The organism is Micromonospora coerulea (assembly GCF_016598485.1).
GTDB lineage: Bacteria > Actinomycetota > Actinomycetes > Mycobacteriales > Micromonosporaceae > Micromonospora > Micromonospora coerulea.
In genome coordinates this window covers 44557-57075 of sequence record NZ_JAEMUW010000026.1, presented here as the reverse complement: position 1 = coordinate 57075, position 12519 = coordinate 44557, and the positions used below count along the sequence as shown (strand labels likewise).

Annotated in this window: 9 protein-coding genes; 3 read left to right on the top strand and 6 right to left on the bottom strand. The window is 71.0% G+C overall.

All coding sequences use genetic code 11. The annotated features are described in order from the left end of the window. Positions 1-34 precede the first annotated feature (34 nt). The 4 genes from I8N68_RS26665 to I8N68_RS26650 all read right to left on the bottom strand — a co-directional run bounded on the left by I8N68_RS26665 (position 35) and on the right by I8N68_RS26650 (position 5616). A complete protein-coding gene (locus tag I8N68_RS26665) occupies positions 35-2251 on the bottom strand; it encodes an alpha-galactosidase (RefSeq protein WP_200215243.1) in 2217 nt (738 codons plus the stop codon). Between the two features lie 145 nt (positions 2252-2396). Then, positions 2397-3308, bottom strand: coding sequence for a carbohydrate ABC transporter permease (locus tag I8N68_RS26660; RefSeq protein WP_200215242.1), 912 nt, complete (start codon positions 3306-3308; stop codon positions 2397-2399). Next, complete coding sequence (locus I8N68_RS26655; protein WP_200215241.1) at positions 3305-4261, bottom strand: carbohydrate ABC transporter permease; 957 nt, start codon at positions 4259-4261, stop codon at positions 3305-3307. Before I8N68_RS26655 ends, I8N68_RS26660 begins: the two co-directional genes overlap by 4 nt. A 23-nt stretch (positions 4262-4284) precedes the next feature. Then, a complete protein-coding gene (locus I8N68_RS26650; protein ID WP_200215240.1) occupies positions 4285-5616 on the bottom strand; it encodes an ABC transporter substrate-binding protein in 1332 nt (443 codons plus the stop codon). Positions 5617-5896: 280 nt separating this feature from the next. Here I8N68_RS26650 and I8N68_RS26645 point away from each other — a divergent pair, with 280 nt between their 5' ends. The 3 genes from I8N68_RS26645 to I8N68_RS26635 all read left to right on the top strand — a co-directional run bounded on the left by I8N68_RS26645 (position 5897) and on the right by I8N68_RS26635 (position 9773). Then, entirely contained in the window at positions 5897-7891 is a 1995-nt protein-coding gene (locus tag I8N68_RS26645; protein ID WP_200215239.1) for a beta-galactosidase, read from the top strand. A 38-nt stretch (positions 7892-7929) separates the two neighbouring features. Then, positions 7930-8706: a DeoR/GlpR family DNA-binding transcription regulator gene (locus tag I8N68_RS26640; RefSeq protein WP_200215238.1), complete on the top strand. Its 777-nt coding sequence runs from the start codon at positions 7930-7932 to the stop codon at positions 8704-8706. A gap of 119 nt (positions 8707-8825) precedes the next feature. Further along, entirely contained in the window at positions 8826-9773 is a 948-nt protein-coding gene (locus tag I8N68_RS26635) for a sporulation protein (RefSeq protein ID WP_200215237.1), read from the top strand. 65 nt (positions 9774-9838) lie between these two features. Here the strand turns inward: I8N68_RS26635 and I8N68_RS26630 are convergent, their stop codons facing one another. Together I8N68_RS26630 and I8N68_RS26625 are read right to left on the bottom strand one after the other, a co-directional pair. After that, a complete protein-coding gene (locus tag I8N68_RS26630) occupies positions 9839-10219 on the bottom strand; it encodes a hypothetical protein (protein WP_200215236.1) in 381 nt (126 codons plus the stop codon). A 179-nt stretch (positions 10220-10398) separates the two neighbouring features. Next, positions 10399-12441 (bottom strand): glycerophosphodiester phosphodiesterase family protein, encoded by a 2043-nt coding sequence (locus I8N68_RS26625; protein WP_307812988.1) that lies wholly within the window; start codon positions 12439-12441, stop codon positions 10399-10401. Positions 12442-12519: the final 78 nt, after the last annotated feature.

The window sequence follows — 12519 nt, the reverse complement described above, 5'->3', positions numbered from 1 at the left end:
TCCGACCCCCGGCGTCTCGACGGGCCGCCCGACGTCAGTCGACGGCGGTGACCTCCAGCAGGACAGCCTGCTCGGGGTGCAGGGCCGGTAGCTGGAGCCCGACCGTCGCCAGCACCGCGCCGCTGAGCGTCACGCCCTTCGGCGTCCAGCCCGGCTCGGTCAGCTGCAACACCGCCGGCTCCGGCACCCCGGCCGGGAGCCGGACCGCGTACCGCCGGTGCGGGTCGAGCCCGGGCAGGCGGACCGGACCGGGGATCTGGGCCGCCGAGGTGGTCAGCCGGGAGACCGCGTACACCGCGTGGGAGCCGTCGTGGGCGACCACGCCGTGCGCCTGGACGGCCGGGTCCGGGTGGTCGACCCGGACCACCCGGCCGGCGTGCAGCAGCGGGCGGAGCCGCTTGTGCAGCGCCACCCAGGCGGCCAACTCGGCCCGGTCGGACGCGCTGATCGCGCTGATGTCCCACTCGATGCCGTGGTGGCCGAAGAGCGCGGTGGTGGCCCGGAAGCCCAGGTCGTGTACCCGGTGGGTGGTGTGCGACCGGGACGGTCCGATGTGGGTCCCGACCAGCTCGGGCGGGAGGAGCAGCCCGGTCCAGCGCTGGATGGCCAGCCGTTCCAGGGCGTCGTTGCAGTCGCTGGCCCAGACCCGATCGGTGCGGCGCAGGATCTCCAGGTCCACCCGGGCGCCGCCGGAGGAGCAGCTCTCGACCTCCACGCCGGGGTAACGGGCACGCAGCTCGTCGAGCAGCCGGTAGACCGCCACGGTCTGCGCGTGCACCCCGGGCCGGCCGTGGTGCCCGGCCTCGGTGAGGTCCCGGTTGTGGTCCCACTTCAGGTACGCGATGCCGTCGTGCTCGCGCAGCAGCGCGTCCAGCCGCCCGAGCAGGTGGGCGTACGCGTCGGGGTGGGCGAGGTCGAGCACCTGCTGGTGCCGCCACTCGGGTGGCAGCCGGCCGGGGGCCTGGAGCACCCAGTCCGGGTGGGCGCGGAACAGGTCGGAGTCGGGGTTGACCATCTCCGGCTCGACCCAGAGCCCGAACTGCATCCCGTGCCGGCGGACGTGGTCGATGAGCGGTTGCAGGCCGTCCGGCCACACGTCGCCGTCGACCCACCAGTCGCCCAGGCCGGCGCGGTCGTGCCGACGGCCACGGAACCACCCGTCGTCGAGCACGAAGCGTTCCACCCCCACCTCGGCGGCCCGGTCGGCGAGCAGCGTCAGCCGGTCCAGGTCGTGATCGAAGTAGACCGCCTCCCACACGTTGAGGGTGACCGGCCGCGGGGTGCGCGGGTGCCCGGGGCGGGCGCGCAGGTGGGTGTGCAGCACGTCGCTGAGTCCGTCCAGCCCCGCGGTGGAGTGGACGGCGTACAGCAGGGGAGTGGCGTACTCCTCGCCGGGGGCGAGCAGGATCTCGCCGGGGGCGAGCAGTTCGCCGCCGCCCAGGGTGGCCTCGCCGGTGGGACGGCGCTCGGCGACGGTGACGTGGTCGCCGCTCCACGCGGTGTGCACCGCCCAGACCTCGCCGTGGCCGAAGCCGAAGCCGGGCGTCCCGGCGACCAGCAGCAGGGTGGCGTCATGCCCGGTCCGCCCGTGCCGGCCCTCCCGCACCCAGGCGCCCATCGGCCACGGGTGCCGCTGCGGGGCGCGTTCCCGGCACCACCGGCCGGTCAGGTCGAGCAGTTCGGTGGCGACCGCGGGCACCGGCAGCACCGGGGTCAGCTCCCGCACCTCGTAGGGCGCGTCGCCGTCGTTGCGCAGCCGGTGCCGGACCGTCAGCAGTCCCTGCGCGTCCAGCGTGATCTCGATGGTCAGCGACAGGGCGGCGTCCGGGTCCGCCGCCCGCACGGTCACCCGCGCCGCGCCGGGCCCGCCGTGCGCACCGTCCTCCTCGGGTACGCCCACCGCCTCGCCGCCGACGGCCACGCGGCTCGGGTCCGGGCCGCCGTCGGCGACGTCGAGCCGGTCGAGGCGGAAGGCGGTAGACCAGTCCCGTCCGTTGCGGTGGCCGGCCAGGCCGGGACGGCCGCTCCAGCCGGCGCTCGCCTCGGGCAGCAGGGACAGCACGGTCGGCGCGTCGAAGCTGCTCGGCACCACGGGCGGGATGGTGGCGTCGACCAGGGCCGGCAGGTCGTCGGCGGGCAGCAGGCCCAGGTCGGCGCCCCAGTGCACGATCCGGGGCAGCCCCGGGCCGCGTGCGTCGAGCACCAGGCTGATCCGGCCCCGGCGCAGGTGGACGACGGTGGAATTCGTCATGCTCGCTCGTCTCTCGGTACGGGCGCGCCCTTCCCTCACTCTGGGTGAGGGGACCGGGCGGCCAGACCACGATGAGCGATATACCTGTCAGGCATATTTATGCCTGACAGGTATATCGCTCCTCCGGACATCCGTGGGCCGGGCCTCAGCCCTTCGAGGCGCCCAGCGTCAGGCCCCGGACGAACTGCTTCTGCAACAGGAAGAAGATCACCAGGGTGGGGATCGCGACCAGCACCGAGCCGGCCGAGACCAGGTTGTTGTCGGTGAAGAACTCGCCGCGCAGGTTGTTCAGCGAGCTGGTCACCGGGAACTTGTCGCCGGTGCGCATCAGCACGGTGGCCCAGAAGAACTCGTTGTAGATCCAGGTCACCTCCAGCGTGGCCAGCGCCGCCAGCGCCGGCCGGCAGAGCGGCATGGTGACCTGCCAGTACTGCCGCCAGACGCTCGCCCCGTCGACCATTGCCGCCTCGTACAGCTCGTGCGGCAGGGCCTTCATGTAGTTGCTCAGCACGAAGACGCAGAAGCCGCACTGGAAGGCGACGTTGACCAGGATCAGCCCCCAGTAGCTGTCGTAGAGCACCTCCGAGTCGCTCATGAACTCCGGCAGCGGCACCTGGGTGAAGAGCCGGAACAGCGGGATCAGCAGGGCCTGCTGCGGCAGCAGGTTCGCCGCCGTGAAGAGTCCGAGCAGGACGATGTTGAGTTTCCAGCTGAACCGGGCGATCACGAACGCCACGCAGGAGGCGAGGAAGAGCGTGAGCAGCACCGCCGGCACGGTGATGTAGACCGAGTTGAGGAAGTGCTTGCCGAACTCGGCGGTTCGCCACGCGGTGACGTAGTTGTCGAACGTCCAGCCGCCGAGCGAGACGTAGCCGTTGGCGGCGGTGTACTGGTACGACCGCAATGAGGTCAGCACCGCCCAGAGGATCGGGAAGAGCCAGCCGACGGCCACCGCCCCGAGGAAGAGGTGTAGTGCCACCCGGGCGGGCCGCACCGGCTTGCGGCGCCCGGCCGGCGCGGCGGCCGCGGGTTCACGGGTCAGCGTCGCGGTGCTCATCGCCGGTCCTCCCGCATCACGGTGGTCAGGTAGAGGGTGATGAAGACCAGGGAGATGACCAGCATGATCGTCGCCAGCGCGGAGCCGAAGCCGATCCGGCTGGCCTCGCCCACCACGTTGGTGGTGACCAGCGCGGAGATCAGCTCCAGGCCGTTGCGGCCCTTGTTGATCACCCAGACCAGGTCGAACGCCCGCAGCGACTCGATCACGGTCACCACCAGCACGATGATGTTGATCGGCCGCATCACCGGGAAGACCACCCGGAAGAAGGTGTTGACCTCCGAGGAGCCGTCCACCGCCGCCGCCTCGCGCAGCGACGGGTCGACGCCCTTCAGCCCGGCCAGGTAGAGCAGCATGATGTAGCCGACGTGCCGCCAGCCGGCGGCGAAGAGCACCGCCCAGATGTTGACGTCCGCGTCGCCGTACCAGTCGGTCTGGGTGCCGAGCGCGGCGTTGAGCAGGCCCTGGTCGCGGCTGTAGATGAGCTGCCAGACGAAGCCGATCAGCGCCAACGAGAGCACCACCGGCAGGTAGAGCGCTGTCTGGTAGAACCGGCTGCCCCGCATCTCCTTGTCCAGCAGTACGGCGAGGAACATGCCGAACGGGGTGGCCACCACGAAGAGCGCGCCGAGCCAGAGCAGGTTGTTCTGCACTGCCGGCACGAACGGCGGATAGTTGTTCACCACGTCGTCGTAGTTCTTCAGCCCGACCCAGTCGATCTCGCTGAGCGGGCCGATGCCGTCCCAGTTGGTGCCGGAGAGCAGCACGGTGGCCACCGACGGCAGCCAGACCAGGCCGACCACCAGCAGCAGGGGTACGAGCACCATCAGCGTGACGACCACGCGGTCGGTGCGGGACAGCAGCCGTAGCCGGCGGCCACGACCACCCGTGGAGGTGGTCGCGGCCGGCGGCGGCACGGCGCGATCCGCTTGGATCAGGGGCAGGTCGGACACGTGTCCTTCCCCTCTCGCCGTCGTCAGTCGGTGAAGATCGACTTCTTCTGGTTCTCGATGCTGGTCAGCAGCCCGCCAATGTCCTTCGGGTTCTTGATGAACTGCTGCAACGCCGGAATGATCACGGTCGAGGCGAAGTCCGGCCGGGTGTCCCGGTCGAGGAACTGGGCGATCTCCGTGGCGGAGCCGACCAGGTCGGCGGCCTTCTTCTGCAGGGCGGTGTAGCCGCTGGTGTCCGCACCGGTGTTGGCGACCAGGGTGCTCGGGTCGTTCTTCACCGTGATGTTCGCGGCGTCCTTCGAGCCGACGTACTCCAGCAGCTTCTTCGCGTTCGCCTCGGACTTCGGCTTGCGGGCCATCATGTAGCCGTCGATCGGCGCGTCCAGGGCCTTCGCCCCGATCGTGGAGTCGATCTCCGGGAAGGTGAAGAAGTCCAGGTCGTCCTGCTCGTCGTTGTTGAACTGCTGGGCGACGAAGAGGCCGAGCAGGTACATGCCGCTCTTCTTCTGCTGCAACGACTGGGCGGCCTCCTGCCAGGTGCGGCCCAGCGCGTCCGGCTGGTGCAGCGGCAGCAGCCCGGCCCAGGCGTCGAAGACCTTCTTCACCTTGTCGGAGGTCCACGCCTCCTTGCCGGCCATCAGGTCGATGTGGAACTGGTAGCCGTTGATCCGCAGGTTGAGGATGTCAAAGGTGCCCATCGCCGGCCAGCCGTCCTTGTCGGCGAAGGCGATCGGGTTGAGGCCGTCCTTCTTCATCTGGGCGCCGAGAATGTTGAGCTCGTCCAGGGTCTTCGGCACCTGGTAACCGCGCTGCTGCCAGACCGACTTGCGGTAGAAGACGGCCCACGGGTAGTACGACGCGGGCACGAAGTACTGCTTGCCGTCGTCGCCGGTGGAGGCCTTCTTGAACGCGTCCGAGTAGCCGGAGAGCTTGCCCCACACGTCGCTGACGTCGCCGGCCAGGCCCTTGGCGGCGAAGAAGCGCATCCGGTAGCCGGCGAACCACATGAACACGTCGTCCGGCTTGCCCTGCAGGTAGTTGTTGATGTTCTCCTGGAACGTGTTGTGGTCGACCGTGTTGACCGCCGGCTGGATGCCGGACGCGGTCTGGAAGCCCGCCATCACCTTGGCGATGACATCCTTCGGCTTCGGGTCCGACTGGTTCGAGCCGACCGAGACCGTCTTGGAGTCCGATCCGGAGCCGGAGCCGGAGTCGCCGCAGCCGGCGAGCAGGCCCGTACCCAGCAGCGCGCCGGTGCCGGCCGCGCCGGCGAGCAGCGAGCGGCGGTTCAGGCCGGCGACGGACGGGGGAACGAGCCGAGCAAGGTACTCGGCTTGCGAGCGGGGACGGGACATCTGTTCCTCCTGCGTGGAAGAGGTGCGCTGCGCCCAAGGGCCGTGAGTGGTGGCGGGGAACGGTGTTCGCGCGGGCAGGGATAGATCCACCGTGAATCCACATGTCCGAACACAAACAGCCGGTGGCTCGTCAAGCTACCCCTCCGTACGGCGCTGTCAAGGGGGTCGAAAGACAGTGATAACCCAGTCGTGACACGGCTGGGACAAGGTAAACGTTGGAATGGCAGTCGATGTTGGAAAGTGTTGACTTGGGTGTCGTCGAGGGGCACGCTCTGCTCTCATGCGGAGCTGGCACGGCGATGGCATCTGGTACGGGGCCGACTACAACCCTGAGCAGTGGCCAGAGCAGACCTGGGCCGAGGACGTCGCGCTGATGCGCCAGGCCGGGGTCAACCTGGTCTCGGTCGGCATCTTCTCCTGGGCGCTGCTCGAACCCCGGCCCGGCGAGTTCCAGTTCGGCTGGCTGGACCGGGCCCTCGACGTGCTGCACGACGGCGGGATCCGGATCGACCTGGCCACCGCCACCGCCAGCCCGCCCCCGTGGCTGGCCCACCGGCACCCGGAGACGCTGCCCCGCCGCGCCGACGGCGCCGTCCTCTGGCCCGGTGGCCGGCAGGCGTACTGCCCCAGCTCGCCGGTGTTCCGGGAGCGCTCGCTGGCCCTCGTCGAGGCGGTCGCCGGCCGGTACGCCGAGCACCCGGCCGTGGTGATGTGGCACGTCTCCAACGAACTGGGCTGCCACAACGTGCACTGCTACTGCGACGTCAGCGCCGAGGCGTTCCGCCGCTGGCTGCGCGACCGCTACGGCGACCTGGCCACGCTCAACGACGCCTGGGGCACCGCCTTCTGGAGCCAGCGCTACCACGACTGGGCCGAGGTCAACCCGCCGCGGACCGCGCCCACCTTCGCCAACCCGACCCAGCAGCTGGACTTCCTGCGGTTCTCCTCCGACGAGCAGCGGGCCCAGCTCCGCGCCGAGCGGGAGTTGCTGCACCGACTGGTCCGCCAGCCGGTCACCACGAACTTCATGATCGGCACCGGCATCAAGTACCTGGACTACCACTCCTGGGCGTCCGATGTGGACCTGGTCGCCAACGACCACTACCTCACCGCCGCCGACCCGCAGCCGCAGGTCAACCTGGCGCTCTCCGCCGACCACACCCGGGGCGTCGCCGGCGGCGACCCGTGGCTGCTGATGGAGCACTCCACCAGCGCGGTCAACTGGCAGCCGCGCAACGTCGCCAAGACGCCCGGCCAGTTGCGCCGCAACAGCCTGGCGCACGTGGCGCGCGGCGCCGACGGCGTGCTCTTCTTCCAGTGGCGGGCCTCCCGCGCCGGCGCCGAGAAGTTCCACTCCGCGCTGGTCCCGCACGCCGGCCCCGACACCAAGGTGTTCCGCGAGGTCTGCCGGCTCGGCGCCGACCTGAAGGCGCTGGCCGAGATCCGCGGCAGCCGGGTGGACGCCGACGTGGCGATCCTGTTCGACTACGAGGCCTGGTGGGGCGCGGAACTCGACTCCCACCCCAGCGTCGACGTCACGTACGCCGATCGGCTCGCCGCCCTGCACGGCGCGCTCTGGCGGGCCGGCGTGACCGCCGACGTGGTGCACCCGTCGGCCGACCTCTCCGGCTACAAGCTGGTGCTGGCACCCACCCTCTACCTGGTCCGGGACGCCGACGCCGACGCCCTGCGCCGGTACGTCGAGGGCGGCGGGACCGCGCTGGTCAGCTACTTCAGCGGGATCGTCGACGAGCACGACCACATCCGCCTCGGCGGCTACCCGGGCGCGTTCCGGGAGCTGCTCGGCGTCCGGACCGAGGAGTTCTTCCCGCTGCGGGAGGGGGAGCGGGTCCGCCTCGACGACGGCTCCACCGCCGACGTGTGGACCGAGTGGCTGCACGCCGACGGGGCGGAGGTGCTCGCCTCGTACGCCGACGGGCCGTTGCCCGGGGTGGCCGCGCTGACCCGGCACGCGGTCGGCGCCGGCGCCGCCTGGTACGTCGGCACCCGGCTCGACGAGGCGGCCACCGACCGCCTCGTGGCCCGGCTGCTCGCCGAGTCCGGCGCGCGCCCGCCGGCGGCCGCGCCGCCCGGCGTCGAGGTGGTCCGCCGCCGCGACACCGACCGGAGCTGGCTCTTCGTCATCAACCACACCGACGCCGACGCCCGGCTCGCGGTGACCGGCGCCGAGCTGCTCGGCGGCGTCCGCTGCGCGGGCGAACTGGTGGTACCGGCCGGTGAGGTGGCCGTGGTCCGCGAGGAAGCCGTCGCCTGATCCCCGCCCCGTCAACCCGTGCGGTCGAAGGAGGTCCGATGCTCGCCCAGCAACGGCAGAGCGCCATCCTGGAGCTGATCCGGCAGCGCGGCGGCGTCCGGGTGAGCCACCTGGTCAGCCGCTTCGGGGTGTCGGACATGACCATCCGGCGGGACCTGGAGGTGCTCGCCGAGCGGGGCCTGGTCGACAAGGTCCACGGCGGAGCGACCCTGGCCGGCCCGGGTTCCGCCGAGGAGCCCGGCTTCGCCGCCAAGTCGATCCGCCAGCAGACGGAGAAGCGGGCCATCGCCGAGCGGGCCGCGACGATGGTCGAGCCGGGGATGGCCATCGCGCTCTCGGCGGGGACCACCACCGCCGCCCTCGCGGCGCGGCTGGCCGACGTCCGCGGGCTCACCGTGGTGACCAACTCGATCCCGGTCGCCGACGCCCTCTACCAGAACCCGCGCGCCGACCAGACCGTGGTGCTCACCGGGGGCATCCGTACCCCGTCGGACGCGCTGACCGGGCCGGTGGCCGAGGCGGCGATCGCGGCCCTCAACGTCGACCTGCTCTTCCTCGGTGTGCACGGGATGAGCCCGCGCACCGGGTTCACCACGCCGAACCTGCTGGAGGCGGCGGTCAACCGGCGGCTGATCAGCTCCGCCCGTCGCCTCGTCGTGCTGGCCGACCACACCAAGTGGGAGACGATCGGCATCGCCACCATCGCCCCGCTCGAGGACGCCGACGTGCTGATCACCGACGGGCGGCTGCCGGCGGAGGGCCGCCGCCAGATCGGTGAGCAGGTCGGTGAGCTGATCGTGGTCGAGGCGGACTGATCTGGTTTCCGGCCCCGACCCGGCGCTGCTCACAGGCACTTCACAGCGGCCCGGGTTAGGGTCGGCTGAGCAAGCGTCCGACGTTCCATGGTGGAGCGCCGTCCGGCGGGGAGTGACCGATGGTCTTCAAGAAGATGTTGAGCGCGTTCGGCGTGGGCGGTCCCAGCGTCGACACCGTGCTGACCAACCCGAACACCCGACCCGGGCTCACCCTCGACGGGCACGTCAACCTCGTCGGCGGTGACGTGCCGGCAAGCATCGAGCAGATCACCCTCGGCCTGGTCACCCGGGTCGAGATCGAGGGCGGCGACTCCGAGTACGCCGGCGTCATGGAGTTCCACCGGATGGCGGTGAGCGGGCCGCTGGAGCTGGCCCCGAAGCAGCAGCTCGCCATCCCGTTCCAGCTCCCGGTGCCGTGGGAGACCCCGGTGACCGACGTGTACGGCCAGCGTCTGCACGGCATGACGATGGGGCTGCGGACCGAGCTGGCGGTGGCCCGCGCGGTGGACAAGAGCGACCTGGACCACGTCGCGGTGCACCCGCTGCCGATCCACGAGCGGATCCTCGACGCCTTCCAGGCGCTCGGGTTCCGGTTCAAGCACGCCGACCTGGAACGCGGTCACATCCGTGGCGTGCAGCAGACGCTCCCGTTCTACCAGGAGATCGAGTTCTTCGCCGCGCCGCAGTACGCCCGGACGGTCACCGAGGTCGAGCTGACCTTCGTGACCAGCCAGCGGGGCGTCGAGGTGATCCTGGAGTGCGACAAGCGGGGCGGTTTCCTCAGCGCCGGGCACGACGTCGTCGGCCGGTACGCCGTTCCGCACACCGACGCCGGCCGGACCGACTGGGTCCAGGTGGTCGACGGCTGGCTGCGCGAGACGACCTCCCGCTACGGCAACCTGCGCGCCGGCGGCTTCGGCGCCCCGCACGGCCACGGCCGGGGTCCCGGGATGGGTGGCCTGGTGGCGGGCACCGCGCTCGGCGTGGCCGGCGGCCTGGTCGCCGGCGAGCTGATCTCCGACGCCTTCGAGGGTGACTTCGGTGACTTCGGCGGCGACTTCGAGTAACGCGACCGACGACGGTGGCCCTGGGACAGCTCCCGGGGCCACCGTCGTTCTCCGGTCCTGCTCACTCAGTGGCGGGGCTTGCGCTCGTCGCCGCTGCGGAAGTTGCTGCCGGCCTTGGCCAGACCGCGGCTACCCAGGTAGCCGAGAGTCAGCAGGGTGATGAAGAACCACGCCTGCGGGGCCCGGAAGATGTCCACTCCGGCCGCGTTCTTGCCGACCAGGTAGGACGCCAGCAGCACACCGGCGATCGACGCGATGTAGACCCAGAATTCGGTCGTCGCGAACGACGGCTTGGTCTCGGTGCCCGGTGCGCTGATTGCCTGCTCCCGTTGCCCGTCGTGCATCATCGGCATCGGACGGGTCGGAGCTTCCTGCATTGCCGCCCGGTTGGGCGCGTCCTGCATCGGCCGGTTCATGGGCCTGGTGGATGCAGCCTGCGTGCTCATCTGGTCCTCCTCAGGATGCGATGAGTCGTTCCCTGCTGTCCCTCGCCCCGCTACCGCGTTTCGGCCACGGCACGGTTGGCGTTCATGGCGCGGGCAACCCCGGTCTACCCGTGGCCCCGGCAGAGGTAACACCCGCCGGCCGGTCGGATGTCGCCTCCACCGGAGCCGCGACGCTCGGTTCAGCGCAGACCGTTGCGGATGGCAACCGGGATCAGCAACTCCGGGTCGTCGGTGATGATGCCGTCGACGCCGAGGTCGATGACCCGCTGCATCACCGCCGCGTCGTCGACGGTGTACGGCACCACGGTCAGCCCGTACCGGCCCTGGAGGGTGCGGACGTCCGGTCCGTGGAAGTATGCCGGGTTCTCCCGCAGGTACCAGTCGGTCGCGGCCACCGTCCCCTGGGCCGGGTCGTGCACCTGCCAGTTCGCCGACACCGTGGTCGCGCCCGACTCCCGGACCAGCGCGCCCAGGTCCTCGTGCCGCCACCAGTCCAGGCCGGCGGTCCAGGGGCTCTTGACCGTCGGGTCGTCGTACACCGCGCGCAGCGAGCACTCGTCGGCGAGGCTGGCGCACTCGGCCGGGCCGTACTGCCAGACCAGGGCCACGGTGTCGAGGTGCGGGTTCAGCCGGTGGGCGTACCGGATGGTGCGCCAGTCGAAGGACTGGATGGTGGCCCGCCGGGTGAAGCCGGCCCGCTCGATCGCGCCGACCAGCTTGCGGGTGAAGCTCGGGTACGCCTCGGTGTCCGCCACCAACGGGCTGATCTTCGTCTCGATGTTCATCCGGACGTCGTTGCGGCCGCTCGCCTTCACCAGCGCGAAGACCTCGTCGAGGGTGGGGATCCGGGCATCCGGCACCGCCACCTGGTCGGGGAACTCGGCCAGCGTCTTCGACCCGCAGTCGATCGTCTTGACCTGGGCCAGGGTCAGCTCGTGCACCAGCTTCCCGACATACGGGTACGCCGGGTCGTCGGGCCGCACCGCAGCCGTGTCGACGCAGTGCGAGCCGTTGATCGCCCGGTCGTGCAGCACCACCAGGTGCCCGTCGGCGGTGACACCGGTGTCGAGCTCCAGGGTCGAGATGGCCCGGTTCTCCAGCGCGTGCGCGAACGCCGGCAGCGTGTTCTCCGGCCGGGTGGACCGTCCGCCCCGGTGGGCCTGGATGTCGAACGGCGACGCGTACGCCCGGGGGAGCCGGTAGCCGCGTACGGCAAGTAGCCCGCGCAGCCGGTCGGGGTAGTCGGTGATGATGCCGTCCACGCCGTCGTCGATCAGCTTCGCCATGGTGGGCACGTCGTCCACCGTCCACGGGATCACCCTGATCCCGTTTCGGTGCGCGTGCGCCACCAGTTCCTTCGTCACGTACGGCCGGTAGCCGGGGTCGGTCACCCGGCCGTCCTGCGGGAAGCCGTGCACCGGGGAGAACGCGGACGCACCGAAGCTGCGGATCGCGGTGATCGGGTCCCCGCCGAAGTCGTCGATGTCCAGCCCACCGAGCCACGGCGAGGCGCCGGGCTGCCCGACCTGGAGGAAGTCGTAGTTGGTCAGCGCCACCAGGGGCAGCCGGGGCTCGACCTGGCGCATCCGGATCAGCGAGCCCCAGTCGAAGCTCTGGATGCTCACCTGCCGGAGCATCCCGGCGTCGCGGATCTCCCGCGCGGTGACCTGCACGAACTGCTCACGCGGCGCGGTCTCGGACGGCGCGCCGGCCTCCACCTTGGTCTCCACGTTGAGCGTCACGTCGTCCGCGTGGTAGCGCTTGACCAGCGCGAAGACCTCCCGCAGCAGCGGCATCCGGGCACCGGGCACGGCGAGCTGGCCGGGCTTGTCGGGCAGGGTCTTCGATCCGCAGTCCAGGGTGCGCACCTGGGCCAGGGTGAGCGTGTTGACGTACTTGCCGACGTACGGGAACTTCGGGTCACCCGGGGTCACCGGTGCGGTGTCGACGCACTTGGCGCCGCTGACCTTCCGGTCGTGGGTGACCACGGCCTGCCCGTCGGAGGTGAGCTGAACGTCCAATTCGAGGGTGCTCACCCCGAGCTGGAGGGCGTTGCCGAACGAGGCGAGGGTGCTCTCCACCCGCAGCCCGAGGCCACCGCGGTGGGCCTGCAGGTCGAAGCCCCGGTCTGGCTGCGGGGTCGCCTCGGCGGGGGCCGGGAGCCCGATGGTCACGGTCGCCGCCACCAGGGCGGCGATGGCGGTACGGCGTACGGCTCGCACGCGTTGTCCCTTCGGGGGCGGGCAGTTCCCGCCAACCCGCCGGTCAGCATGGGCAACCGGAACGGCGGGCGGGCGAGC

Coding starts and splice junctions, on each gene's coding strand:
- I8N68_RS26665 (WP_200215243.1), bottom strand. CDS start 2,251: ATGACGAATTCCACCGTCGTCCACCTGCGCCGGGGCCGGATCAGCCTG.
- I8N68_RS26660 (WP_200215242.1), bottom strand. CDS start 3,308: ATGAGCACCGCGACGCTGACCCGTGAACCCGCGGCCGCCGCGCCGGCC.
- I8N68_RS26650 (WP_200215240.1), bottom strand. CDS start 5,616: ATGTCCCGTCCCCGCTCGCAAGCCGAGTACCTTGCTCGGCTCGTTCCC.
- I8N68_RS26645 (WP_200215239.1), top strand. CDS start 5,897: ATGCGGAGCTGGCACGGCGATGGCATCTGGTACGGGGCCGACTACAAC.
- I8N68_RS26640 (WP_200215238.1), top strand. CDS start 7,930: ATGCTCGCCCAGCAACGGCAGAGCGCCATCCTGGAGCTGATCCGGCAG.
- I8N68_RS26635 (WP_200215237.1), top strand. CDS start 8,826: ATGGTCTTCAAGAAGATGTTGAGCGCGTTCGGCGTGGGCGGTCCCAGC.
- I8N68_RS26630 (WP_200215236.1), bottom strand. CDS start 10,219: ATGAGCACGCAGGCTGCATCCACCAGGCCCATGAACCGGCCGATGCAG.